This window comes from Thiomicrorhabdus sp. ZW0627, assembly GCF_029767005.1.
In the GTDB taxonomy this organism is placed as follows: Bacteria; Pseudomonadota; Gammaproteobacteria; order Thiomicrospirales; family Thiomicrospiraceae; genus Thiomicrorhabdus.
Window position 1 is genome coordinate 1297612 of record NZ_JARUQR010000001.1, and the last position, 24617, is coordinate 1322228.

At 49.4% G+C, this 24617-nt stretch carries 24 protein-coding genes and 1 tRNA gene; 16 read left to right on the top strand and 9 right to left on the bottom strand.

Features of this window, described 5'->3' with window-relative positions; all coding sequences use genetic code 11:
- Positions 1-43: 43 nt before the first annotated feature.
- The 4 genes from modC to QCB45_RS06145 form a co-directional block, all read right to left on the bottom strand.
- Positions 44-1132 carry a molybdenum ABC transporter ATP-binding protein gene (modC, locus tag QCB45_RS06130; RefSeq protein WP_279419965.1) on the bottom strand — a complete coding sequence of 363 codons (1089 nt, stop codon included), beginning with the start codon at positions 1130-1132 and terminating at the stop codon, positions 44-46.
- A 1-nt stretch (position 1133) separates the two neighbouring features.
- Complete coding sequence (modB, locus tag QCB45_RS06135) at positions 1134-1829, bottom strand: molybdate ABC transporter permease subunit (RefSeq protein ID WP_279419966.1); 696 nt, start codon at positions 1827-1829, stop codon at positions 1134-1136.
- Between the two features lie 59 nt (positions 1830-1888).
- The gene (modA, locus tag QCB45_RS06140) at positions 1889-2650 is read right to left on the bottom strand and encodes a molybdate ABC transporter substrate-binding protein (RefSeq protein WP_279419967.1); all 762 of its coding nucleotides are present in this window, start codon (positions 2648-2650) and stop codon (positions 1889-1891) included.
- Between the two features lie 82 nt (positions 2651-2732).
- Positions 2733-3515 carry a TOBE domain-containing protein gene (locus QCB45_RS06145; protein WP_279419968.1) on the bottom strand — a complete coding sequence of 261 codons (783 nt, stop codon included), beginning with the start codon at positions 3513-3515 and terminating at the stop codon, positions 2733-2735.
- A 169-nt stretch (positions 3516-3684) separates the two neighbouring features.
- Between QCB45_RS06145 and QCB45_RS06150 the strand changes: the two genes are divergently transcribed.
- Together QCB45_RS06150 and QCB45_RS06155 are read left to right on the top strand one after the other, a co-directional pair.
- Positions 3685-4668, top strand: coding sequence for an HPP family protein (locus QCB45_RS06150; protein ID WP_279419969.1), 984 nt, complete (start codon positions 3685-3687; stop codon positions 4666-4668).
- Positions 4669-4744: 76 nt separating this feature from the next.
- Positions 4745-5203 carry a hypothetical protein gene (locus tag QCB45_RS06155; protein WP_279419970.1) on the top strand — a complete coding sequence of 153 codons (459 nt, stop codon included), beginning with the start codon at positions 4745-4747 and terminating at the stop codon, positions 5201-5203.
- Positions 5204-5286: 83 nt separating this feature from the next.
- Here QCB45_RS06155 and coaD read toward each other — a convergent pair whose 3' ends face one another.
- Entirely contained in the window at positions 5287-5763 is a 477-nt protein-coding gene (coaD, locus tag QCB45_RS06160) for a pantetheine-phosphate adenylyltransferase (protein WP_279419971.1), read from the bottom strand.
- Positions 5764-5951: 188 nt separating this feature from the next.
- On the opposite strand from coaD, the gene QCB45_RS06165 reads away from it, so the two are divergent.
- Positions 5952-6185, top strand: coding sequence for a DUF2789 domain-containing protein (locus tag QCB45_RS06165; RefSeq protein ID WP_279419972.1), 234 nt, complete (start codon positions 5952-5954; stop codon positions 6183-6185).
- Here QCB45_RS06165 and rsmD read toward each other — a convergent pair.
- Together rsmD and QCB45_RS06175 are read right to left on the bottom strand one after the other, a co-directional pair.
- Positions 6182-6829 carry a 16S rRNA (guanine(966)-N(2))-methyltransferase RsmD gene (rsmD, locus tag QCB45_RS06170; RefSeq protein ID WP_279419973.1) on the bottom strand — a complete coding sequence of 216 codons (648 nt, stop codon included), beginning with the start codon at positions 6827-6829 and terminating at the stop codon, positions 6182-6184. The two genes, QCB45_RS06165 and rsmD, sit on opposite strands and share 4 nt — an antisense overlap.
- Before the next feature lie 24 nt (positions 6830-6853).
- Positions 6854-7690, bottom strand: coding sequence for a S1-like domain-containing RNA-binding protein (locus QCB45_RS06175; RefSeq protein ID WP_279419974.1), 837 nt, complete (start codon positions 7688-7690; stop codon positions 6854-6856).
- A 270-nt stretch (positions 7691-7960) separates the two neighbouring features.
- Between QCB45_RS06175 and QCB45_RS06180 the strand changes: the two genes are divergently transcribed.
- From QCB45_RS06180 to QCB45_RS06205, 6 genes are all read left to right on the top strand, one after another.
- The gene (locus QCB45_RS06180) at positions 7961-9289 is read left to right on the top strand and encodes a leucine-rich repeat-containing protein kinase family protein (protein WP_279419975.1); all 1329 of its coding nucleotides are present in this window, start codon (positions 7961-7963) and stop codon (positions 9287-9289) included.
- A 111-nt stretch (positions 9290-9400) separates the two neighbouring features.
- The gene (gene rluF / locus QCB45_RS06185; RefSeq protein WP_279419976.1) at positions 9401-10318 is read left to right on the top strand and encodes a 23S rRNA pseudouridine(2604) synthase RluF; all 918 of its coding nucleotides are present in this window, start codon (positions 9401-9403) and stop codon (positions 10316-10318) included.
- Positions 10319-10373: 55 nt separating this feature from the next.
- Entirely contained in the window at positions 10374-11435 is a 1062-nt protein-coding gene (gene selD, locus QCB45_RS06190; protein WP_279419977.1) for a selenide, water dikinase SelD, read from the top strand.
- Positions 11435-12547, top strand: a complete 1113-nt coding sequence (mnmH, locus tag QCB45_RS06195) for a tRNA 2-selenouridine(34) synthase MnmH (protein WP_279419978.1) — start codon at positions 11435-11437, stop codon at positions 12545-12547. Before selD ends, mnmH begins: the two co-directional genes overlap by 1 nt.
- Before the next feature lie 149 nt (positions 12548-12696).
- Positions 12697-13692, top strand: coding sequence for a sensor domain-containing diguanylate cyclase (locus QCB45_RS06200; protein ID WP_279419979.1), 996 nt, complete (start codon positions 12697-12699; stop codon positions 13690-13692).
- 105 nt (positions 13693-13797) lie between these two features.
- A complete protein-coding gene (locus QCB45_RS06205; RefSeq protein ID WP_279419980.1) occupies positions 13798-14361 on the top strand; it encodes a hypothetical protein in 564 nt (187 codons plus the stop codon).
- Positions 14362-14408: 47 nt separating this feature from the next.
- Here QCB45_RS06205 and QCB45_RS06210 read toward each other — a convergent pair whose 3' ends face one another.
- A complete protein-coding gene (locus QCB45_RS06210) occupies positions 14409-15452 on the bottom strand; it encodes an NADP(H)-dependent aldo-keto reductase (RefSeq protein WP_279419981.1) in 1044 nt (347 codons plus the stop codon).
- Between the two features lie 400 nt (positions 15453-15852).
- On the opposite strand from QCB45_RS06210, the gene QCB45_RS06215 reads away from it, so the two are divergent.
- The gene (locus QCB45_RS06215; protein WP_279419982.1) at positions 15853-18105 is read left to right on the top strand and encodes a methyl-accepting chemotaxis protein; all 2253 of its coding nucleotides are present in this window, start codon (positions 15853-15855) and stop codon (positions 18103-18105) included.
- Between the two features lie 247 nt (positions 18106-18352).
- Positions 18353-18427: transfer RNA gene (locus QCB45_RS06220), tRNA-Arg, on the top strand.
- A 233-nt stretch (positions 18428-18660) separates the two neighbouring features.
- On the opposite strand, the gene QCB45_RS06225 is transcribed toward QCB45_RS06220, so the two are convergent.
- Positions 18661-19410: a DUF4395 domain-containing protein gene (locus tag QCB45_RS06225; RefSeq protein WP_279419983.1), complete on the bottom strand. Its 750-nt coding sequence runs from the start codon at positions 19408-19410 to the stop codon at positions 18661-18663.
- Positions 19411-19669: 259 nt separating this feature from the next.
- On the opposite strand from QCB45_RS06225, the gene QCB45_RS06230 reads away from it, so the two are divergent.
- From QCB45_RS06230 to QCB45_RS06250, 5 genes are all read left to right on the top strand, one after another.
- Positions 19670-20089: a DUF4260 domain-containing protein gene (locus tag QCB45_RS06230; RefSeq protein WP_279419984.1), complete on the top strand. Its 420-nt coding sequence runs from the start codon at positions 19670-19672 to the stop codon at positions 20087-20089.
- Positions 20090-20295: 206 nt separating this feature from the next.
- Positions 20296-21246: a M23 family metallopeptidase gene (locus QCB45_RS06235; RefSeq protein WP_279419985.1), complete on the top strand. Its 951-nt coding sequence runs from the start codon at positions 20296-20298 to the stop codon at positions 21244-21246.
- A 24-nt stretch (positions 21247-21270) separates the two neighbouring features.
- Positions 21271-21891 (top strand): LysE family translocator, encoded by a 621-nt coding sequence (locus tag QCB45_RS06240; RefSeq protein WP_279419986.1) that lies wholly within the window; start codon positions 21271-21273, stop codon positions 21889-21891.
- A gap of 155 nt (positions 21892-22046) precedes the next feature.
- Positions 22047-23441 (top strand): sodium/proline symporter, encoded by a 1395-nt coding sequence (locus QCB45_RS06245; protein WP_279419987.1) that lies wholly within the window; start codon positions 22047-22049, stop codon positions 23439-23441.
- A 118-nt stretch (positions 23442-23559) separates the two neighbouring features.
- A complete protein-coding gene (locus QCB45_RS06250; RefSeq protein ID WP_279419988.1) occupies positions 23560-24603 on the top strand; it encodes a glycosyltransferase family 1 protein in 1044 nt (347 codons plus the stop codon).
- Positions 24604-24617 lie beyond the last annotated feature (14 nt).

Below are 24617 nucleotides of genomic sequence, written 5' to 3' on the forward strand. Positions count from 1 at the left end.
GCCTGTTCAAAAAAATGATTAAGAAAGCGGAGATTGAGCGTGTCTATTCGGTCACGGCCACCGATTTGATCAATGCAAAGACCGTTTTCCCGACACGTAAATGCAAACGCTCGGCCGAATGATTCGTGACTTCGGCAAACAGCTTTTGACCGTCCGCCATCAACAATCGCACCAAGGTTCGGTGTTCGCCTTTTGGAATCAATTCGCAGATGGTGGTTTTGAAGTGGTTAATGATGCTCAAATCCTTAGGGTCGGAAAGCGCAATACTGACATCTCGAGCCAAAACCCTCACCCGCACCGCCTTTTGAGTCAATTCCGACAGATCCGATAGCCATAGTCGATCTTCCCCCATGACAACCGGATGCAGACCCGCTTCCATCGGCATCGACAGACCTTCCAGAACCGATACCACTCCCTCTTCGGCGAAGAGCGGCGAATCCGGCCGAGCCAACGCCTCCTGCAGAGTTTCGACTGTTTCAATCTTTCCGTCATGCATGAACACGACTCGATCCGCCAAGCGCTCCACTTCCGCCGGCGAGTGTGTGATGTACAACAACGGAATCTTGTAAGCCGCCACCACGTCTTCAATCAACGCCAACAACTCGGATTTAGAACGCCAATCCAACGCAGACAAAGGTTCGTCCATACAGAGAATATCAGGTCGACTCAACAGCGCCCGGGCAATCGCCACACGCTGACGTTCACCGCCCGACAGATAGGTAACCGCACGATCCAGTTTATCGGCAATACCGACACGACTGACGATTTCGTTAAACTCGGCATCCGACAACTCCGCGACACCTTTGGGCAATCGCTTCATGCCGTAATTCAGATTCTGGCGTACCGTCATATGCGGAAACAGCGCCGCATCCTGAAACACAAAGCCGATATTGCGTGCTTGCGGCGCCATCCGGCGAGAGCCTTCCTGCCAAATTTTACCGTTCACAACAAGAATGCCTTGAGTGCGTTTATCCAGCCCGCTCATAGCACGCAACAACGTGCTTTTACCACTACCTGATCGCCCGAATAACACGGTCACACCGTCCAGATCCAGACTAAAATCACCACTGTCGAGTTCAAACTCGCCCAATTTCAATTTCAGGTAACCATGCATCATCGGTTTGTTTTGCATCCTACCCCACCTTCACACCAAAACGGCGGTTCAGACCGTAAACTAACATCAACACCACAAGAGCGAAAACCAACATCATCGCCGATAAAATATGCGCCTGATCGTATTCCAGACTTTCCACGTGATCGAAAATGTCGATCGACACCATTCGGGTCTCACCCGGAATGTTGCCACCCACCATCAACACCACACCGAACTCACCGACAGTATGCGCGAAGGTCAGAGTCGCCGCCACCAGAAAGCCTCTTTGGGACAACGGCAAAACAACGGAAAAGAAACGGTCCAAGACACCTGCACGCAGCGTAGCCGCCGCATCCAACAAGCGTTGTGGAATGGCTTCAAAAGCGTGCATCAAAGGCTGAACCGCAAACGGCAGCGAATAAATCACCGACCCGATAACCAGCCCGGTTTTACTGAAGGTCAGTTGCCCTTCAAATCCGAAAAAGCGTAGAAACTCGGTGACCGGCCCGGTTGGATTGAAAATAATCAGCAGATAAAAACCGAGTACCGTCGGAGGCAACACCAGCGGCAAAGCCACCAACGCTTCCAGAAAAACTTTGTTGGAGGAACGCATCTGCGCCATCCACCACGCCAAAGGTGTACCGACAACCAGAAGAACCAGTGTAGTGATGGCTGCGACTTCCAAAGTCAGCCAAATGGGGCCCAAGTTGATTTCGGTTCCGAAAATTTCCAACATTTGTTTTCCTAAAGTTGAATTCTATCTAAAGCATTTATTTCAATTTCGACGCGGGCATTTTAACTGACGTTGTAACCAAATTGCTTGATGATCTCAATCGCTTTCGGCGTTTTAATGAATTTCATAAAGGCCTTGACCGCTTCATTGTCCTTGCCGCGTTTGGTGATCAACGCGCCTTGATTGATGGGTTTGTAATCCGTTTGCGGTACAACCCAGTATTGCCCCTTTCCATACACCGGGCTTTGTGGATCAACGACCTGAGACATAGCCACAAAACCGATCTCCGCATTACGCGTCACCACATACTGAAACGCATGGGCAATGCTTTCACCGTTGACGATTTTGGACTTTACGCCGTCATACAATCCTTTGCTCTTCAGATAGGAAACCGCGCGCTCGCCATAAGGTGCCGTCTTGGGATTAGCGACTGCAAGATGATTGAATTCGGCCGCTTTCAAAACGTCCAACGGCTGATCTTTAACAGGAAACTTTGCGCTGTATAGAACGATTTGACCCTGCGCATAAACGAAATAACTGTCCGCCACTCCGTTACCGTCCTCAATGGTTTTCTTGGGACGACGTTCATCCGCACCGAAAAACGCATCGAACGGCGCACCGTTGCGAATCTGTGCATACAATTTTCCGGTCGGGCCGAACGAGAATTTCACGTGATGACCGGTCTCCTTCTCAAACACCTTGCCCACGGCTTCGATGGTCTTAGTGAAATTCGCCGCCACCGCAATATTGGCGGTTTCCGCAAACACCTGTGAAGAAACCAACAGGCCTGTTGAAAACATCAAAATTCCAAACAAACGTTTCATACCCATTTCCTCTCTATCAAATCAAATATGAACTTAAGTACATATCGATACGCAAAAAATTTTCCCCCGAAGGGAATCCGATTCAGTCCGCCACCGCCAGCAGCACATGACTGGCTTTGAACAAGGCGCAACAACGGCCGTCCAATTCAAGCTTCATGCTTTCCAAACTCTGGTTGGTCACGATTGCCGATACCTGCTGACCTTCAGGCAGCTCGATCGTCACATCGCTGTTCACCGCGCCCTTTTCAATCGCACTGATTCGACCGCAGAACTGATTACGCGCACTGGTCTTAAGGCCGCCATCCAATTCTTCGGTCAAAATCACCCAACTCGCCTTGACCAAGGCATAGGCGTCGGAACCGATCTCCAGGCCCAAACGCTCGACGCTTTCCGGTGTGATCTGCGCCACCACTTCGATGTCGCCGCCAATCGACAAGACCACTTCACTGTTAACCGCTCCTTTGGTAATCGAAGTCACACTGCCGTGGAACAGGTTGCGTGCGCTTGTTTTCATCGAAATCTTCCTCATAATCTCCAGTTGGCTCAAAACACCGGGGGAGAGCGACTCCAGCTCCCGCATCCAATGTTGCATCTGTTCGTTGAACAGCAAGTAGGCGCTCACCAATGCTTCACCCGCTTCGGTCAGCACCATGCCGCCCCCACCGGAACCGCCTTTCTGCGCTCGAACCAACTCCTCACCCGCCGCCAGGTTCATCGCTTCGATTGCCTGCCAAGCCCCTTTATAACTCATACCGCACGCCTTGGCCGCTGCAGACAATGAACCCAACGAAGCGACTTTACTCAACAGCAACAAACGTCGTTGACCGGAGCGTGTCTGCTTGCTGCCCATCAAAAAGGACTGCACTAATTGTTCTGGCTGGGACGGGTTCAAAGCTTTATTACCTTAAATACATAACGGTCTGAATTATAGCCTTGATACCAGACAAGTCAAGAAATTCCAGATACCCAACAGGCCTGCCTAATTTACCTTTGAAATTATCCCTACGCTTTGTATTTGTTTAAAGGTGCGGAACGTGATACTTTTTCCTAAACACCATCAGACGACTCAGACCATGAAATTCATTCATACCGCCAAACAGTTTCTGGGAATCAACCGTAGCCCGGTCAGTCATAGCGAAAAAATCATTTCCGCGTTAGGTGGATTTGTCGCCTTATTCGTCATCCTGACCATCACCCAAACGTTTCTCGACCTACCCGATAGTTGGGCAATCATCGCTTCAATGGGCGCCACGGCGGTCTTGCTATTTGCGGTTCCGCACGGCCCTCTTTCCCAACCCTGGTCTGTTCTGGGCGGACATTTTTTCTCCGCTCTAATCGGAGTCAGTTGCGCTTTATGGATTTCGGATCCGCTCATCGCCGCCAGCAGTGCGGTGGGGTTGAGCATTGCGGCCATGTACTATCTCAACTGCATGCACCCTCCGGGCGGCGCCACTGCACTCAGCGCCGTCATTGGCGGCGAATCCATCCATGCGTTGGGGTATGGCTTTGTATTTACGCCCGTCATGCTAGACGCCATCGCGATTCTTGGCGTGGCCCTGACTTTCAACGCCCTGTTCTACTGGCGTCGCTACCCTGCTTTCCTGCAACAGAGACAACAGCAGGTACCTTTACCGCAAGCCGAGCATGAGATCTTCTCCCATGAGGATTTCCTTCAAGCGCTGAAGCAGGTCGATTCCTTCGTGGACGTCAACGAACACGACCTGAGACGAATTTTCGACCTAGCCAACCTTAATGCCACTAAAGCAACACTGCAAACCGGTGACATCCGTCTGGGCGGTTTTTACAGCAATGGGCAACTCGGTAAAGATTGGAGTGTTCGACAGATTATCGACGAATCCACCAGCGAAGACCCGACCAAGGACTTTGTGATCTTCAAACAGGTCGCCGGACAGGAAAACAAACGCAGCGACTGCATGACACGAAGCGAATTCGCAGGATGGGCAAAATACCAGGTAACCGAAGAAAACGGTCACTGGCAACGCATTCCATCTGAATAACCCGTCCAGCTTTTTATGAAGTCCGGAACTTTAAGAATATATTGTGAGGCTTTTTAAAAGGCAGTATGATTTGAGCATGACCAAACGAACCCTGACATTCATCCTGACAGGCCTGCTGATTGTTTTCGATCTCTCCGGCTGCGAACAGTCGCCACCTGAGAATGTCACCCAGTGGCCGCTGGTCGAAAAATGCGACCTGCATCATGAGGTCTGCACAGCGCAAATGGACGACGCTTCCGTCACTCTGAAAATCAGTCCGCACCCGATTCCGATCGCCAAACCATTAGGCATTGAAGTCAGTTTAAACAATCTGGCAGCGCAAAAAGTGGAATTGGATATTTCCGGCGTGAATATGTACATGGGCTATAACCGTGTGACTCTGACATCCACCAAACCGGATTATTTCGTCGGCACCTCAATGCTGGCGTTCTGCACCACTCAGAAAATGCAATGGCAGATCACGCTGATCATCCACCTGCCGGAAGGTAAACAGATTCAGATTCCATTTCATCTGGAAACATCGAACCGTTCTTAAGTGCGGAGACGTTTATCTACTCAAGTAATAGACATAAAAAAACCACCATCACGGTGGTTTTTTATTATAAGACCAGGCGGCGGCTACTGTTTACGTTTCAAGGCTTCCGCCACCACAGGATGAACGAACTCGGAAACATCTCCACCCAATGCCGAAATCTCGCGCACAAGTGAAGAGGAAATGAACGCATACTGTTCGGCCGGCGTCATAAACATGGTTTCCACATCCGGTGCCAGCTTTCGGTTCATCGAAGCGAGCTGGAACTCGTATTCGAAATCGGACACCGCGCGCAATCCACGCAGCAACACATTACCGCCAATCTCTTGAACGAAATCGACCAGTAAACCGCTGAAACCGACTACTTCAACATTCGGCAGACCTGCCGTGACGGATTTCGCTAACTCCACCCGTTCTTCCAGCGTGAACAGAGACTGTTTGTTTCGGTTATCGGCGACCGCAATCACCAAGCGGTCGTAGAAACGCGCCGCGCGCTCAATCAAATCATAATGACCACAGGTAATAGGGTCGAAAGTGCCGGGGTAAACCGCTGTAATGCTCATAAGTCTCTTTTCTGTTACGATTCAAAAGGTTCGTTAAACGGATGACACCCATCAAACGAATACTTGCCGCCTATGATAACTGGATTAAATTGGGATTGCGATTGCTTTGCAAAAGGTTATGATAAAACTTCAATCTTGAAAGCGTTTCAATAGTTTCAATCCCTTTTGAACGATTTAGGAGACACATCATGGAAGCACCTGTTCATAGCCTCAATTCGTTATTCGAACAACTCGGACTGCCCAGCTCGGATGCTGAAATCGACGCCTTCATCAACACCCACAAAACCATGGCCGACACCACCCATCTTCCGGACGCTCCGTTTTGGACGCCGTCGCAGTCGGCTTTTTTGACTGAAGCGATCGATGACGACGCCGACTGGGCCGAGGTGGTCGACCAGCTGGATGCCATGCTACGGAATTAATCTTCCTGTTCTTCCTTATACCAAAGGCCGAAACGTACCTGAGAGGTGGTTTTCTCACGATGACACACCCACCCCTCGGGAAGCTGCGGCCAATCCAGCTGTTTTTCCTGTTCGATATACAGCCAACTGCTATCGTCGGCGTAGCCGTTCTTGAACAGTAAATCCACAGCGGGCTGCATCAACCCTTGATGAAACGGCGGATCCAGAAAAATCACCTCAAATGCCTGCCCGGTTGTTTGGGACAACCACAGCAAACTGTCGGTCTGAACGACTTCGGCTTGATCGGCCTTCAATGTGGCCAGATTGGTTTTCAACTGTTTGGCGTTCGATGCCGCCAACTCCAGAAACGTCACCTGCTTGGCGCCACGTGACAAAGCTTCAAACCCCAATGCGCCGGACCCGGCAAAGACGTCAAGGCAACTCGCCCCCGGCACCTCAAACTGCAACCAGTTGAACAGGGTCTCTCGCACCCGGTCGGACGTGGGTCGCAGGCCTTCCGCCGTCAACACCGGCAGCTTCCGGCCACGCCAATCGCCGCCGATGATCCGCACTTCACCCATTTCGGAACGAACAGGCCTGCCGGCTTTTACCGCAGAACGGGATTGACTGTTATGAGAGGTTCTTTTTGAAGGTTTCTTAGCCATCTTGCGTTATTCCAAGCCCCGACGTTACAGCAATTCGATATGGTCTTCTTCGATGGCGATTTTTCTGACCTTGTATAATTGCCCCAACGCCTTCTTGTACTTGGCCTTGCTGACACGGTACTGTTTAAAAATGGCTTCCGGCGAGCTTTTATCAACCAAATCCGAACGGCCGCCATTTTCTTCCAAATGCGCCAGAATTTGATCGGCCAGTTCTTCCCGACCTTCTCGGCCTTGCTTCTGCAAAGTCAAATTGATCTTAAGGTCCGGGCGGATTCCTTTGATGTAGCCTTTCAGCTTCTGCCCCATTCTCAGCGGCTGCAAAATGTCGGAATTGTGAATCAGCCCGAGATGGGTGCCGTCGATGACCGCGGTATACCCCATGTTGCTGCGACTCGCCACCAACAGACTCACTTCCTGACCGCTTTTGAAGTCGGTATTAGTCTCTTTCAGGAACAGGCTCAGTTTGCTTGACGCCGCGATCCGTCCGCTCTGATCGACATACAGATAAACACAGTAAGAACGTCCTTCTTCCATCGGCACACGCTGTTCCGCATAAGGCACCATCAAATCCTTAGGCATTCCCCAGTTAAGAAAAGCGCCTGTACGGTTAACCTGTTTAACCCTCAAGAATGCCACTTCACCCACCGAAGCCATCGGCTTATCGGTTGTCGCCACCAGACGGTCCTGAGAATCCTGATAGATAAACACCTCAAGCTCGTCGCCGACCTTGGCGCCATTCGGTACGTAACGGTTCGGCAAAAGGACCTCGCCCAACTGTCCCGCGTCCAAATACAACCCGAACTCAACCTCTTTAACGACCTTGAGTCGGTTTACCTGTCCAATATTCGCCTGTTTTGCCATTACCGTGTGCCTTATTGAAGTGAAACCTGTCCAAAAGCTCGAAAAACGTTCTGAACAGGCCTGTCTATTTTACAATTGCCGCGATCAGACATGCAAACCGCCGAAGAAGGCATATCATACTGGGTTTTGCGTCTGCAATAGCGGGAATCTAAGAACGCCATTTGAAACCATCGCCGCCATTCCGGCGCTTTATACGATCCACAAATTATGCCCACCATGAATAATGTATTATCATTGTGTGTAAATAACGCTTAACAAGAGAAACGAATTTTGCACACCTTGGCTCAACTCAAATCTGGCGAATTAGGACCAGTAACCCGCTTAAAACTATCCGAAAACCTGACCGAATTCCCTGAAGAAATTTTTTCATTAGCCGACAGTTTGCAAATACTCGATCTATCGAACAACCAGCTTACGACACTTCCCGAAGATTTAAACCGTCTGCATCAGTTGAAGTCACTATTTTTAAACAACAACCTCTTTGAATCGGTTCCTCAATCATTGGCCAGCTGCCCGAAACTGGACCTGATCAGTTTCAAATCCAATCGTGTAAAACATTTTCCGGAAAATGCGGTACCCAACGACACTCGCTGGTTGATTTTGACAGACAACCAACTAACGCATCTACCTAACTCGATCGGCAACTTGCATCGACTGCAAAAACTGATGTTGGCCGGCAATCAGCTTCAAGCACTGCCGGAGTCACTGAGTCAGTGCCAAAGCCTACAGTTGATGCGAATTTCAGCCAACCAACTTTCAAACCTGCCGGACTGGTTACTGGAACTGCCTAAACTTGCATGGCTTGCCTTTGCCGGGAATCCGTTTTGCAGCAACGCTTCCGGAGAGAGTTGCACAACGCCTAAAATCAATCTAAAAGACATTCAGCTTTCCGAACAATTGGGTGAAGGTGCCTCTGGCGTCATTCACCGGGCGGAATTGCTCAAAGACAATTTGAATCCGGCACTATCCGCGTCACAGGTGGCCGTCAAATTATTCAAAGGAGACGTCACCAGTGACGGTTACCCAAATGAAGAGCTGCACGCCAGTTTGAGTATCAGCGAGCACCCAAATCTGGTAAAAGTCATGGCGCACATCGCTGAAGATGAACAGTCGGGATTGATCATGGAACTGATTCCCGACCACTTTTTCAATCTTGGCGGACCACCTAGCTTAGAAACGTGCACGCGCGACACCTTTGCGGAAGGTTTTCAGCTCACTTTGTCACAAATCCACCGAATAGCCATCAGTATGGCCGACACTTTGAACCACTTGCATCGCCATAAAATCACTCATGGCGATGTCTACGCCCACAATATACTGATCGACAAACAGGCCAATGTCTTATTCGGAGATTTTGGCGCAAGTTCGAGTTTCGCTCCGCTTCCAGCCGAACAACAAGCAAAATTAAAACAGATTGAGTGGCGCGCTTATGGCCATTTACTGGATGATTTGCTGAACCTGTGCAGCAACCAAAGTGATGACCCGGAGTTGTTTACGCGCTTGAAGCAATTAAAAGAAACTTGCACACAAGAAGACGCTTTCGCTTCAAACGATTTTGCCGACCTCTTGCAAGCTTTACAGCTGCCGTCAACCCCCTAAAAAAACCGCAAATCGTTAAAAACAAACACTTTTGCAACAGAATCCGATGTTTCGATTCGCTTGGGGATTTATAATACCCGTTTGCCCAGAATTGAAATAACGGACGCCTTTGTGACCAGCAGCAGTGAAAAACGACTCAATAAATTCATCAGCGAATCCGGCTTTTGTTCACGCCGTGAAGCCGATAAGTTGATTGAGCAAAACCGTGTCCGGATCAACGGAAAACTGCCGGAACTGGGCACAAAAGTCCAACCGGGTGACGTCGTTCAGGTGGACGGAAAAGAGGTCAAAGCCAGCGCGCAAAACAAATCCGACCGCATCTACATCGCCTACAACAAGCCAATCGGAATTACCTGCACAACCGAACGCCAGGTTAAAGGCAACATCATTGATGCCATCGGTCACCCGGAGCGAATCTTTCCGATCGGCCGTCTCGACAAGCCGTCGGAAGGACTGATTTTCCTGACCAGCGACGGCGACATCGTCAACAAGATTCTGCGAGCCGAAAACGCCCATGACAAGGAGTACGTCGTCACCGTCGACAAACCGTTGAGCGATCGTTTCATAGAGCGCATGTCGAGAGGCGTGCCGATTCTCGGCACCGTTACCAAGCCATGTAAAGTCAGTATCGTCAGCCGATTTGTCTTCAAAATCATCCTCACCCAAGGACTGAACCGACAAATCCGCCGGATGTGCGAATATCTGGGTTACGAAGTCACCAAACTCAAGCGCACACGAATTATGTCGGTAGAGCTAGGCAACCTCAAGCCCGGGCAATGGCGCAACCTGACAGCTGATGAAATGGACGAGATCAACCGTGCTGTGGCCGGTTCCAGCAAGACCGCTGCACCCGACGAAACCCAAAAAACGGTTAAGAAAACGAATGCAAAAACGACATTCGGCAGAAACGACGATACAGAAAGAAAACGTCGCTCTCCGAAAACTGACGTGCGAAAAACCGCTTCAAAAAGAAGTGGACGGACATTACGTACGCCGCGCAAACCTAACAAAACGAACAAAACCAGATAAAACAGGCTCTGTCCGCAATCATTAGCCGGCGGACAGACTCAGACAAGGAACGAAAATGCTCGACAATCAAACCGCCAACACCACCATCAAACTGACGGAATACAGCCACGGTGCCGGGTGCGGATGCAAAATTTCCCCGAAGGTGCTCGACAGTATCCTGAAGACCCAAATGGACATCGCCCCCCACCCGCAATTACTGGTCGGAAACAGCACAAAAGACGATGCCGCTGCCTACGACTTGGGCAACGGGACTTCAGTATTGAGCACAACCGACTTCTTCATGCCGATTGTCGACGACCCGTACACTTTCGGGCGCATTGCCGCCACCAACGCCATCAGCGACATCTATGCGATGGGCGGCAGACCGTTAATGGCGATTGCGATTTTCGGTTGGCCTATCGACAAACTACCTCCTGAAATCGGCCAACAAGTCATCGAAGGTGGCCGCGCCACCTGTGAAGAGGCCGGTATTCCACTGGCAGGCGGTCACTCGATTGACGCCCCCGAACCGATTTTCGGTCTGGCGGTCACCGGTGTGGTCGACAACCAACACCTGAAACGCAACGCCTCCGCCGAAACCGGATGCGAACTGTTCCTCAGCAAGCCAATCGGCATCGGTATTTTGACTACGGCTCAAAAACAGAAAAAGATTCAGTCTCAACATCTGGATATGGCGATTGAGGCCATGACCACTCTGAACAAGGCCGGCAGTGAATTCGCCAAAATTCCGGGCGTCACCGCCTTGACCGACGTCACCGGTTTCGGTGTTCTCGGGCACTTGATCGAAATCTGCGAAGGCAGCGACATCGCCGCACGCATCGAATTCGATAAGGTTCCAATCCTGCCGAACGTGCTCGACTATTTGGCGCAAGGCTGTACGCCTGGCGGAACCGGCCGCAATTTTGAAAGTTACGGCCACAAGGTTGCGCCGACCATTACCGAAACCCAGAAAATGATCTTGTGCGACCCACAGACTTCCGGGGGGTTATTGGCCGCAGTCCGTCCGGAGGCCGTGGAACGTTTCAAAGAAGTCGCGGCCCAATTCGGACTGGAACTTGAACCGATCGGTAAAACCGTAGAAACCACATCCCAGAGTCACTGTGTCGAGGTGGTGTAATGGCTGTTAAACTGACCGAATTTTCCGAAAGTCTGCCGCAAACCGACGACTTCCGCTCGATCGTGTTGAAGCAGACACCGCTTATCGATGTGCGGGCACCGGTGGAATTCAACCAGGGCGCATTTGCATCGGCGACCAACCTTCCGTTGATGAACGACGAAGAGCGTCAAAAGGTTGGACTGTGTTACAAGCAGCACGGCAATGCCGCGGCCGTGAAACTGGGACATCAACTGGTCAGTGAATCAGTCAGGGAACCACGAATAGAGGCCTGGTCGGAATTCATGGATCAGCATCCCGACTCGTTGCTCTACTGTTTCCGCGGAGGAATGCGTTCCAAAATTTCTCAACAATGGCTGGCCGACAGCGGTCGTGACATCGTTCGTTTAAAAGGCGGTTACAAAGCGTTTCGCCGTTACCTGATCGATTACATGGATGAATTTCCTGCCTTAATGCAACAAAGAAACATTCAGCCCTTGGTACTGGCCGGACGCACCGGTTCAGGCAAAACTTTGGTGATTCAACGCCTTGAGCAAGCTGTCGATCTGGAAGGACTGGCACACCACCGAGGCTCTGCTTTCGGTCGCCACGCCACACCTCAGCCGACTCAGATCAATTTCGAGAATCAGCTGGCGATGGCTCTGATCCGCTTTATGGAAAACGCCGAACACCAACTTGTCATCGAAGACGAAGCGCGTAATATCGGCTCGGTCTCTATGCCTAAACCACTCTTCGATGCGTTGAAATCAGGAAACCGGATCATCGTCGACACGCCGCTTGAAGAACGTGTCCAAATCACCCATCAGGAATATGTGGTCGAAGCGCAACAGGAATATCCTCTGCTCGAAGACTGGGTGGAATTCATGCAGGCCGCGTTTGATCGAATCCGAAAACGCCTTGGCGGCGAACGCCACCAACGGGTACTGGAACAGTTCCAATACGCCATGGAACGCCAAATGGCATCAGGGGAAACAGAAAATCACCAACTTTGGATTAAAACCCTGTTGAGCGAGTATTACGACCCGATGTACGACTACCAAATTCAAAAGAATTCACAACCAATCTGTTTTACGGGCACCATGGACGAAGTAGTAGAATTCCTTCAAACCAACTGATTTCCGTTGGATTCCGAGCAGGCCTGTCCGAAATCCAACATCGGTCAGAGTGAAATTATTACGATTTTACCCCGTAGGTAATAAACGTAGTCTTTCGTTAAATTGTCTGCTAGCATTGAACTATAACTTCGAGCATAAAGTGTATTCTGATGGACGATTTGCAGGCACTGATTCATGAGAATCAACGCTTAAAACAACAGTTAGCCGACTACCGATACTTGTTCAACACATGTGAATCGGCAATCATCATCATCGATTCCGACGGCACCTATCTGGACTACAACCAAGCCTACTACAGCCTGATGGGTTACACTAAAAAGTCACAGCTCGAAAAATTCCATCCCGCACGAGTATCACCTCCCATCCAACCGGACGGACAGGACTCATTCGATAAAGCCAACCAAATGATTGCAATTGCCTTCGAGACCGGTGAACACAGTTTCGAATGGATGCACCAGAGAACCGATGGACACGATTTCCTTTCCAGGGTCACTCTAACCCGAATCGAATTCAACGGGCAGAAAGCGTTGCGTGCAGTCATTAAGGACATTACCGAAACTCGAAAACTGGAACGACTAGTCAAAGAAAAGACCCAGGAACTCGCGCTGAAGAATGAAAAGCTCGAACAACTTTCCTATACCGATCCGCTGACCGGACTATATAACCGCAGAAAACTCGACAGCATCATAGAAAATGTCTGGGATTTCTCAAGCCGCACACAGTCGTCTATCGGCCTGCTGTTTCTGGACATCGACAATTTCAAGGCCTACAACGACAACTACGGTCATGGCGAGGGCGATGAAGTCCTGCAGAAACTGGCGCAACGAATTCAGGAAACCGTCAAACGTAAAACCGACTATGTGGCGCGTTACGGCGGAGAAGAATTCGTGATCGTTCTAGCTCCGACAAATGTCGAATTCGTCGAGCAAATGGCTGAAGAGGTTTTACAAGCGGTTCGTGACTTGCAGATCCCACACGAATTTTCGGCCGCAGCCGACCACGTCACCGTCAGCATCGGTTGCGCCGTCACCCATCCGGGCAAACCGGAACGCACACCGGAAGAGTGGATCGAAAGTGCCGATGACATGCTCTACGAAGCAAAAGAAAACGGAAAGGATCGCTTTGCCGTCCGCTTGCTGGAATAGACTGGATTCGGCTCTGGTCTTATAACCTTAAGGCAACGGTTGCGTCCGGCAGATATTTGATTTAGTTTATTAGTTACAAGCCCAATAAATTGCAAAGGATGCGATATGTCTTACGAGGCCGGAATACGAAGCACCTACATCGATCATCTCTGTTTCATCATCCCTTTAAAAACGCTCCGATCCACCCCCAAAGTTCATTTTTTCAGCATTGACGGTGTTATCGACGGTCTATCCGGCGTAGATCTGGTCATCCATGAACCCGGTGGAAAAAGCCCATTGATTGCCGGGGACGAGACTTGGTACTGGTACATGCATACCGATCAGGAAGACAAGTTGGTGGTTCATCAAGGGAAACGCATCGTCGAACTCTATTCAACTAAACACGGCAAGGTTGAGCAGTTCGAGGTGACCGCCGATGCCATCTACCACAACGGCAAGAAAATCCATGACGGAGCCGCCATTCTAGGTTGGGAGCCTTATGTGTTTCACCGTGTTCATTCACCGGAAGGCAGTATTTCCACCAACTACGCCAAACGTCTCGAAGGGTTTGATATCGACACCAATTTCAATATCTACCAACTCGATACAGAGAGCGGCGAATACCGACTGGCCCGTCTTGGCGCACTGGATCAACCGAAACAGACCGATCAGAAAAAGATTTCTGCCTGACTCGAAGCTTGGCCTGTCACGGTATAAAACCCGACAGGCCTGTTCAATCAAGGAGAAGGAATCGTGTATTGTGCATGAATCCTTTCGATTTGATGCAACGTCTCTTCATCCAACGTCACATCAATAGACGAAATATTTTCTTTCAGCTGCGCCATACTGGTTGCACCGATGATGTTAGCGCTAACAAACGGACGGCTGTTAACGAATGCCAACGCCAGCTGTGCGGGAGAGACTCCGTTACCTTTGGCCAAGGCCGCATACAGTTCAGTGGCTTTTACCGCATTGTCGTTCGAATAACGGTCGTAATGCGGAAACAGATCGAGACGGGATCCGGCAGGCATCTGCCCTTTCAAGTATTTCCCGGACAAAACACCGAAGCCGAGCGGAGAATAAGCCAGCAAGCCAACACCTTCACGATAAGCGATTTCCGCCATACCCACTTCATAACTACGGTTCAATAAGCTGTAGGGGTTTTGCACCGTTACGATTTTCTCCAACCCTTTCGCTTCGGCAACTTGAAGCATCTTCATGGTCGCCCAAGGCGTTTCGTTCGACAAACCGATGTGACGGATTTTTCCTGCTTTGACCAGTTCGGTCAACGTTTCCAACGTTTCTTCGAACGGTGTCAGGCTCTCTTCTTCATCTGGCGGAACAAATCCCAGTTGCCCGAAATAATTGGTCTGACGCTCCGGCCAGTGCAACTGATAAAGATCAAGATAATCCGTCTGAAGACGTTTCAACGACGCGTCCAGTGCCTGATGAATCTGCTCACTGTTGAAACGTCCCTGGCCTCCACGGATATGCTCGACAAACTGTCCCGGGCCGGCGATTTTCGAAGCCAAAACCACCTCTGAACGCCGACCATGCTTGGCGAACCAGTTCCCGATGATTTCCTCCGTTCGGCCATAGGTTTCCGCTCTGGGTGGAACAGAATACAGCTCAGCAGTATCCCAGAAGTTTACCCCCTGCTCGAGCGCATAATCCATCTGCTCGAACGCTTCTTCCTGTGTGTTCTGCTCCCCCCAAGTCATCGTTCCCAGACAGATACGGCTAACTTGAATATCGGAATGTCCCAAACTGTTATAAATCATCAGACTGCTCCCCGAATAGTCTTATAATGAATAGAAAGCCTCAATTATGTCGCTCATGCCCCCTATCCGCAATCCCCAATCGATTTCAGACTGATTTTATTACCTCAAACCACACTTGATGACAAGAAGCATAATTTAAAAAGTACGTAAAAAAACATATAAAGTAAGGAATTTTTATTGATACTGGCAACAATGTCAGGTAACATTGCCGAAACTGAAAATGACCTTTGTTTTTATACCGGTTTATTAAAGAGTCAATTTAGATGGTTAATCATTCCAATCAACTAACGGCTCAAATTGAAACCGAAATGGAAGATTTCAAACAAGATTAACAACTTTTGTAAACTTAACTTAAAAAACAAATATTAAAAACATCAATATTTAAACCCCGAGGTACCCCATGTCCATTAAAGCCAGAATCATAATGATGATCGGAGTGTTGATTGCATTCATCGTCGTTTCTATATCATCCGGCCTGTTTGTCATGAACAAGAACAATCAAGACTTCACGACGCTTTACGTCGACCGGATCGTCCCATTGAAAGACTTGAAAGAAATTGCCGACATGTATGCGGTCAACATCGTAGACACCAACCATAAGTTACGTAATGGACAACTCAATTTTGAACAGGCCAGTACAAACATAAGCAATGCTCAAACCAGAGTCAAAGAACTTTGGGGCAAATACATGGCCACAACCCTGACACCGGAAGAAGCCAAACTGGCGCAACAAACCAGCCAACTCATGGACAAAGCCGATGAAAGTCTGGTAACCCTGATTACTGCCATCAAAAACCAGGATACGCAAGCGGTACGTCAATTCAGTATCGACCAACTGTATAAATACATTGATCCGGTCTCAGATCAGATCTCCAAATTAATTGACCTGCAATTGCGTGTCGCGGCCGAACTGAATGCAAAAAACGATACGACCTATAAGGCATCGTTCACTCTTGCTATCATTTTCTCCATTCTGGTCTTGGCTATTTCGATCGTTCTGTCACTACTGACCTTACGAGCGATTCTACGACCTTTGGATAACCTGGTCAGTGTCACCGATCACGTTGTTCAAAACGGCGACTTCGAAAAGCGCGTTCCGATTGAAAGAATGGATGAAGTCGGCCAGGTTTCGAGTGCATTCAATGACCTATTGGAACAGACAGGCAAGGCGCTGAGCGAAGCGAACAAGACCGTCGATGCGATCGGAAGAGGCATTTTCACCGAACGTATGGAAGGTGAATTTGTCGGTGAATTGCTGTCGCTGAAAGAAGGGGTTAACGCTTCTGCAAACAGTGTATCCTTCATGATGGACGAACTTGGAAACATCATGCAGGCCTTGGAAGACGGGCGTCTGGACGCCAAAATGGATGAAGAGGTTGCCGAAAGCTTCAGAAATCTGGTCGAGCAGGCATTTGGCCGCACCGATCAAGTCATCCGTGAAATCAACCAAGTCATGCAGGCGGTTGCGGAAGGCGATTACTCTCAACGAGTGGAAGTGGAAGCAAACGGAAGCTTCGACGTCCTCAAGCAAAGCATCAACAACTCGGTCACCGCGCTGAGTGATGCGATGGAAGAGATTAAAACGGTTCTATCCGCACTGCGCAGTGGCGATCTGACCACAAATATGAACGGCCACTATTCGGGCGAGCTGCAAACGATTCAGACCAGCCTGAACGATTCGATCAACAATCTGGAGCGCATCGTTACACAAGCCTCAAATGCCGCGAATATAGTACTGACGGCATCGGAAGAAGTTTCAAAAGGTGCCTTGGATCTTAGCCAGCGTGTTCAGGAACAAGCGGCAGCCGTTGAAGAAACTTCCGCAACCATGGAAGAGATGAATTCAACCGTTCAGAACAACACTCAGAACTCAAGCGAAGCGGCGATCCTTTCTAAACAGATGCAGGATAAAACCGAAATGGGTACTTCCGTTATGGAAAAAACCATCGAAGCCATGCAATCCATTGAACGCTCAAGCCAGAGAATCAACGACATCGTGACTTTGATCGACAGCATCGCGTTCCAGACCAACTTGTTGGCCCTTAACGCAGCGGTTGAAGCAGCGAGAGCGGGCGAGCACGGCAGAGGCTTTGCCGTGGTTGCCGGAGAAGTCCGAGGACTCGCACAAAAATCAGCCGATGCCGCTAAAGACATCAAACAGCTGATTAACGAAAGTAACGAACGTGTTAGCCAAGGTTCGGAACTGGCCGTGCAATCCGGCGAGGTACTGGGAGAAATCAAAGAAGCCATCGTTCAAGTTAACGAGATGATCGGACAGATTGCCCAGTCGTCTACAGAGCAAGCGAACGGTGTTAACCAGGTTCATATGGCAATCAACGACATCGACGGTGCGACTCAACAAAACGCAGCTTTGGTCGAACAGACATCGGCGGCGAGCGAAAGCATGGCCGAACAGGCTCAGGAACTTTCGAAGGAGATGGCATTCTTCAAGGTTTCCAACTCTCGTAGATTAGCGGCACCAGCTGCAGCACCGAAACCGGCTCCGGTGCTTGCTCACAACACAAGTGCTTCGACTGCACCGAAAGCCGCCCCCAAACAGGGAACGCAACAAGCGGCGACAGTGCACGCCATCAAGCCGCAGCCGGTCGAAACTAGAAAGGAAAACGATGGCGACGATTGGAGTGAGTTCTAGTTTTTAAACCAGATCACCTAATCTGAACCCTCCCCCCCGTGAACAACACAATCTGCTTCACGGGGTTTCCTTCCTGCCGGATAATCATCCAATCTCTCAAAGCACATAGCACCTCTGATTCTCAAGACATTAAAAACTTGACGAGATTTCTAATATCCCAAAAGCGATTTCACCTCTTTTTAAAAAGCCGTGCATTTCACATAGAGTTCTAAAAAAACGTTATCAAAGTTGCTAAAATATCCGCCACGCGGCTATAGTTAAAGGGATATAACAGCCCCCTCCTAAGGGGCCGTTCCAGGTTCGAGTCCTGGTGGCTGCGCCATTTTCCAACAGGCCTGTCGATTTTATAAACCCCAGCTCCCGACAATTCATTACAGCACCCAGAACGATAACGAGATACCGTTAACCTGAATTCCTTCAGACCTTGCCCGAACCGATCCTTATCAAAAGGACTGACTGCACACACTTTCCAAAACCCGGAAACAAACAGGCCCGGTCAAAACCAATAATTCTGACCAGGCCTGTTCAAATCCAATGAAACAATTTTAAAGGGTGTTAAGAGGTCTTTTCTTCTGCCTCTTTCTGCGCCAGACGTTCTTTGTTCTTTCTGGCAATCTCTTCCCAGTCAATATTATTACAGGCTTCGCACTCTTCTTTCAAAATGCCCATCCAGACCAACAGAGAGTGAATCTTACAGCCGACGCAGAAACCTAGAACCGCTTCCAACCACATAAAGCCCAAACAGATCCATACTAAAACCAATGGAATGTACGGAGACATGTAGTTTTCGGTAGTCGGCAGAACCTGTGAACCTGCCACTGTATTCACCCAGTTTGCAAAGATTTCCGGATTAAAGAAAACCAGACAAACTGCGATAAAGGTCGACCCCAATACCCAAGCAAAACGCTTCGGTACAAGAGGCTTCCATACCGGCTTCTGATTTCTCGCCAAAAAGCTTGAAATCAGGATGATTGGAGAAAGTCTTGAAGTCGTCACGAACAGCCCCGACAGCAATTCAAACAAACCATACAATAACACCCAAGTTTGAAAGGAGTAGTCGAAGGTGCGTCGAATCGCATCGACATGGTAGATAATGTGGTAATCCCAGTCCATATCACCACTGTCCACAGCGGTATTACCGTCGACGATCCAGTTGGAAACGAAGATCGCATCGTACAAAGTAAAACTCATGAAAATCGGAATAGCTAACAGGATTCCTGCACGGATACGCACAGCGACATCGTTGATATAGACGGTTTCTTCTTTGGGATCTCGAAACCATAGATTTTTGATTACATCTAACATAAGGCAACCTTGCTTTTAGCGTTTTACATCAAAAACTTATTAACACGGTCACAAAGTGTAGCAAAGATTACAGTATATTAGGAAGTGCTAATTTAATCACATTTTTTAATGGGCATATCACTGAATATCAAACCCTCCTCAACCTCATTCTTAAAACCCGGTTGACGTACCTCTAAGCATTTTCTAGGATGGTTAATCTATATAAGCCCCCCACATCACGATCATTGGCTAACCTGGCCATTTCAAAAAGGGATCACATATGAACGGATTCGTAACAGGCCAAGTCCGAACGCTTATCAAAATCGAAGGCTTGGCCGTTCTCATCACCTGCCTTCTCGCATACGAGTATTTTCAATATGACTGGACGCTGTTTTTAATTCTCTTTTTCTTACCTGACATTGCATTTTTGGGGTACCTGGCAGGTCCGGTCACAGGCGCTATCGTTTATAACATTACGCACACTTACATTGCAGCCTTTGCTTGCCTGGTTTCGGGCCTGTTGATGCAATTCCCGGAACTGATCGCCGGCGGTTTGATTTGGAGCGCCCACATCGGTTTTGACAGAATGTTGGGATATGGACTCAAATACGCGACCGGCTTCTCTCACACTCATCTTGGTTTGATCGGCAAAGAAGGTCAAGCGCTCTCCGCAGAAAACTCAGATCGCGAATCCGGCTAAAATCCATCTCACTTAATAACGTGTCTAAGCTGGCCTCATGCAAAAACGTGACTGGCTTTACGATATCCTTGCAGGATATTTCTCTCACTTCTAAAATGCGATATGATTGAGTTCAACCTATTCATAACGGCTTGGAACTTTCCGGAAAACGAACGATTCCCCCTCTACCGGATTAATAGTTCCTGACAACCAAAGGAGTGTCCTTGATGCTGACTCAAGTGCTGCTGTTCCAGGTGCTTCTGCCTCTGACGCTTCTTTTATGGCTGGCTTTGTCCCATAACCGAACCCGCTTTAAATGGTTGTTCAAGACAATTGTGGTCATCGGCTACCTGCTGACAATCCACATCGGCATGACATGGGTCATCGTACCCTGGTATTTGAGTTATGTACTTCTCGTGATAGCCGTCATTCTCTCTGCCCGCTCTCTTGCCCATACGGAAGGCAGAACCTGGTTTACTCCCTGGACACTACCCTCAACCCTATCACTTCTGGGGCAACTGTCCGTCATAATGATCATCATCGCTGCAAACAGCTACTTACTATCCGGGCGCTATTCCAAAGCCCAGGAATTTGCCGATGTGTCCTTTCCCCTATCTCAGGGTAATTACTACGCCGTGAACGCGGGAAGCAATTCGGTTCTGAATCCGAATTTGAGAAACCTGAAACCGATTCCCTCTCTTGCAGCCTGGCAAGGCATGAGTTACGGCGTCGACATTGTGAAAATCAACTCTTTCGGATTCCGGGCTCGAGGCACGCAACCGGACGAACCGCAACTCTATAACATTTATGGGGATCAGGTCTTTGCTCCTTGCAGCGGCACGGTTGTTCACACTGAAAACAACCAGCCCGACCACAAGGTTCTGACAGAGGAAGCGGATAAGAACGAACCGCTTGGAAACCATGTTTTATTGAACTGCGACGGGACTGAAATCCTGCTTGCCCACCTGCAATACGACAGTGTCATGGTCGCCCCCGGCAATAAAGTGGAAGAAGGTGCGCCTTTGGGTCGAGTCGGAAACTCCGGAAAAACGATTGAGCCCTGCCTGTTGATCAGCGCTCAAAAACGTATGCCGGAACAGCCGATGTTTGGAGGCCAACCTCTGGAAATCCGATTCGACGGCGATTATCTGGTTCGTAACGATCGCATCACCCCCTGACGGCTTTGACCTCAATCCCTCACAATGATTCCATTCGAACTGCTTTCCACGTTTATCGTTGCCACCGTCCTGATCGGCCTGTCACCCGGACCGGACAACCTGTATGTGCTGGCACAATCAGCCTTTCACGGACGAAAAGCGGGAATTTATCTGACGGCCGGCTTATGCAGCGGGTTGATCGTACACACCAGTTTGGTCGCTTTAGGTGTAGCCGCAATCCTGAAAACCTCCATTGTCGCTTTCAACGTATTGAAAATACTCGGGGCAGCCTATCTACTCTATCTTGCCTGGATGGCGTTTCGTGCATCAAACACATCTTTGGAGAACCCGCCACCCAAAACACTCACACCTTACCAACTCTACCGGCGAGGTATCCTGATGAATCTCTCCAACCCCAAAGTTTCGATCTTCTTTCTGGCTTTTTTACCTCAGTTCACCTTGCCTGAACACGGCTCCGTAGGCCTACAGGTCTTCATTCTCGGTTTAATCACGATGTTCGTCACTTTCATCCTGTTTGCCTCAATCGCCCTAATAGCAGACAAACTGAGAGCCAAACTCGTACAGTCACCCAAAATTCAGAAGACACTCCATCAAATCACAGGGCTGGTTTTTGTCGCCCTCGCAGCCAATCTCATTCACACCTAAGGCAAAAAACTTAATTCCCACAATACTGGTATAGATTTGAATTTCGCCGCTCGATTTGTTTAAGTGGTTCTCAATAACTACTTCACTACTTCGATTGGCGTTTTATTTATAAGAGGCGTTGACACTAACAAAAAAACAAATGGACTCGTGTTTTCATGATTTTAACCACCTTTCTTTTTTTTCTCGCACTGTTCTTTCTCATTGGCATTACAAGCTATTTCTTCTCTAAAAAAACCACCGCAGACTATCTGGTGGCAGGTAAAAGCGTACACCCTGCACTGGTCGGGCTTTCCGCAGTCGCGACCAACAACAGCGGCTTCATGTTCATTGGCATGATCGGAGCAACCTATGCGATGGGACTGTCTTCTATCTGGCTCATGATCGGCTGGATCGCCGGAGACTGGTTCGCCCAGCGCAGTTCGGTCAGCGCTATCCAAAAAAGTGCCCAGATTCCCGAAGTTCACTCTTTTGGTGGTTTAATTTCGCACTGGATTGCCGCGCCTTCTGCCCACCGCTTAAGACAACTGATCGGCCTGCTGACCATCGTTTTCCTGATCGTCTACGCGGCGGCACAACTCAAGGCTGGTACCAAAGCAACTCAGGCTTTACTGGACTGGCCGGAAGAAACCGGTATCCTGCTGGCGGCCTTCATCATTTTCGTCTACAGTCTGGTGGGGGGGATCCGAGCATCAATCTGGACCGACATGGCGCAATCCATCGTCATGCTGAGCGGTATGATCATCATGACTGTTTTCGGTCTATCCGCCATCGGCGGACTCGACTCATTCGACCAGCAACTTAACCAGGTTTCCGATCACTACATGAACTGGTTCCCCGAAGGAATGACCGGTTTATCCGCAGCGCTGTTCGTCTTCGGCTGGATATTCGGCGGAATGGGCGTCATAGGCCAACCGCATATCGTCATCCGCTTCATGACCTTGAACCCGAAATACACGGCCGGCCAAATGCAGCGCTACTATTACGCCTGGTTCATCGTGTTCTACGGTTTAACGATTACCGTTGGCCTGATCAGCCGTCTGTTGATTCCTTCAACGGAAAACTTCGATGCCGAAATGGCGTTGCCGACGCTGGCGACACAACTCATGCCGGAAATCTTCACCGGACTGGTTCTAGCGGCTCTGTTCGCAGCCACCATGTCGACTGTCGACTCCCTGATTCTATCTTGCTCCGCTTCCCTGACGCGTGATCTGACGACTAACCCAAGCCAAAGCCTCTTCCTGACCAAACTCTCGACTTTCAGTGTGCTATTGATTGCGGTTCTGATTGCTCTTTCCAACAACCAGACAGTTTTCAGTTTGGTACTGGATGCCTGGGGACTTTTGGGATCGGCTTTCGGTCCATTGATTCTCTGGTTGGCTTTCAAACAGAAAATTGACCAGGCCTGGTCGATCGCCACCATTTTGGGTGGATTGCTCGGTTTTGTCCTGTTTTCGCACTTCCAACTCTTTCCGGACGTCTACACCATCACCTTCGGAATTTTGAGCGGTTTGGTTGTAGCGACAATCGGCTCACGATTCAGTCAAAGCTAATTCTTTTGATACGGGCGTGAACGCACGGCCAACTTTCAGTTCAATGAAACTGTCAAAATAGTGAAACATAAGTCGTTGTGCTTACAGGCATAATAGAGAAAAACTTATGGAGTAACAGATGAGAATACTGATAGTTACCGATGCATGGAAACCCCAAATCAACGGCGTAGTTACCACCATGACCCAAGTCATCCGGGAGCTTGAACAAGCCGGTCATGAAGTTCTGGTTCTGCATCCCGGCTTGTACACCACTGTTCCGATGCCCCGCTATGCGGAAATCCGTCTGGTGGTTTACGCTAATGGCTTCCGCCAGCAGATCGAAGACTTTGCGCCGGACGCGGTCCATATTGTCACCGAGGGTCCACTTGGATTACGGGCAAGGTCGTTCTGCCTAAAACGTGGCTGGCCTTTTACCACCTCATTCCATACCAAGTTTGCAGAATATGTGAACAAACGGTTTCCAATCATTCCGGTCAGTTGGGGATACCGTTTTCTTCGTTTCTTCCATACGCCCGCCACACGAACTTTAGTCAGTACTCAGTCTCTTATTGATGAATTAACAGACAAGGGATTCAAACATTTGTTCAAGTGGAACCGGGGAGTCGATGTCGAGCTATTCCACCCTAAAAGACGACGCGATCTTGAGTTACCGAAACCGGTTAACTTGTATGTCGGTCGAGTCTCGGTCGAGAAAAACCTGCCTGCGTTTCTGGATTTGGAGTTGGAAGGTTCCAAAGTGGTCGTCGGCGGAGGACCTGCACTGGAAACCTTCAAACAAAACTATCCGGACGTACATTTTCTGGGCAAACACACTGGAGAAGATCTGGCCGAACTGTTTGCCAGCGGCGATGTTTTTGTCTTTCCATCCCTAACCGACACCTACGGCCTCGTCATGCTCGAAGCTTTAGCGGCGGGAACGCCGGTGGCGGCCTACCCGACGACCGGACCGGTTGACGTACTGACTCCTCAGTGTGGAGTTATGGATCAAGATTTGAAAACCGCGATTGAAGCGGCATTGAAATTGGATCGGAACCAGTGCCGGGCTTATGCCCAAGACTTTAGCTGGCAAGCTTGCGCACAAACCTTTTTAAAGGCCCTGGCTCCGATTAGACCGCCCGTTACCGCCACCGAAACAACCATGGGGAAAGAACCGGCAAACTGAACAGGCCTGTTGAA

Bases quoted from the DNA above. Each gene is read 5' to 3' on its own strand.
- modC (WP_279419965.1), bottom strand. From the start codon at position 1,132: ATGCAAAACAAACCGATGATGCATGGTTACCTGAAATTGAAATTGGGC.
- modB (WP_279419966.1), bottom strand. From the start codon at position 1,829: ATGTTGGAAATTTTCGGAACCGAAATCAACTTGGGCCCCATTTGGCTG.
- modA (WP_279419967.1), bottom strand. From the start codon at position 2,650: ATGAAACGTTTGTTTGGAATTTTGATGTTTTCAACAGGCCTGTTGGTT.
- QCB45_RS06155 (WP_279419970.1), top strand. From the start codon at position 4,745: ATGACCAAACGAACCCTGACATTCATCCTGACAGGCCTGCTGATTGTT.
- coaD (WP_279419971.1), bottom strand. From the start codon at position 5,763: ATGAGCATTACAGCGGTTTACCCCGGCACTTTCGACCCTATTACCTGT.
- QCB45_RS06165 (WP_279419972.1), top strand. From the start codon at position 5,952: ATGGAAGCACCTGTTCATAGCCTCAATTCGTTATTCGAACAACTCGGA.
- rsmD (WP_279419973.1), bottom strand. From the start codon at position 6,829: ATGGCTAAGAAACCTTCAAAAAGAACCTCTCATAACAGTCAATCCCGT.
- QCB45_RS06175 (WP_279419974.1), bottom strand. From the start codon at position 7,690: ATGGCAAAACAGGCGAATATTGGACAGGTAAACCGACTCAAGGTCGTT.
- selD (WP_279419977.1), top strand. From the start codon at position 10,374: ATGCTCGACAATCAAACCGCCAACACCACCATCAAACTGACGGAATAC.
- mnmH (WP_279419978.1), top strand. From the start codon at position 11,435: ATGGCTGTTAAACTGACCGAATTTTCCGAAAGTCTGCCGCAAACCGAC.
- QCB45_RS06200 (WP_279419979.1), top strand. From the start codon at position 12,697: ATGGACGATTTGCAGGCACTGATTCATGAGAATCAACGCTTAAAACAA.
- QCB45_RS06205 (WP_279419980.1), top strand. From the start codon at position 13,798: ATGTCTTACGAGGCCGGAATACGAAGCACCTACATCGATCATCTCTGT.
- QCB45_RS06210 (WP_279419981.1), bottom strand. From the start codon at position 15,452: ATGATTTATAACAGTTTGGGACATTCCGATATTCAAGTTAGCCGTATC.
- QCB45_RS06215 (WP_279419982.1), top strand. From the start codon at position 15,853: ATGTCCATTAAAGCCAGAATCATAATGATGATCGGAGTGTTGATTGCA.
- QCB45_RS06225 (WP_279419983.1), bottom strand. From the start codon at position 19,410: ATGTTAGATGTAATCAAAAATCTATGGTTTCGAGATCCCAAAGAAGAA.
- QCB45_RS06230 (WP_279419984.1), top strand. From the start codon at position 19,670: ATGAACGGATTCGTAACAGGCCAAGTCCGAACGCTTATCAAAATCGAA.
- QCB45_RS06235 (WP_279419985.1), top strand. From the start codon at position 20,296: ATGCTGACTCAAGTGCTGCTGTTCCAGGTGCTTCTGCCTCTGACGCTT.
- QCB45_RS06240 (WP_279419986.1), top strand. From the start codon at position 21,271: ATGATTCCATTCGAACTGCTTTCCACGTTTATCGTTGCCACCGTCCTG.
- QCB45_RS06245 (WP_279419987.1), top strand. From the start codon at position 22,047: ATGATTTTAACCACCTTTCTTTTTTTTCTCGCACTGTTCTTTCTCATT.
- QCB45_RS06250 (WP_279419988.1), top strand. From the start codon at position 23,560: ATGAGAATACTGATAGTTACCGATGCATGGAAACCCCAAATCAACGGC.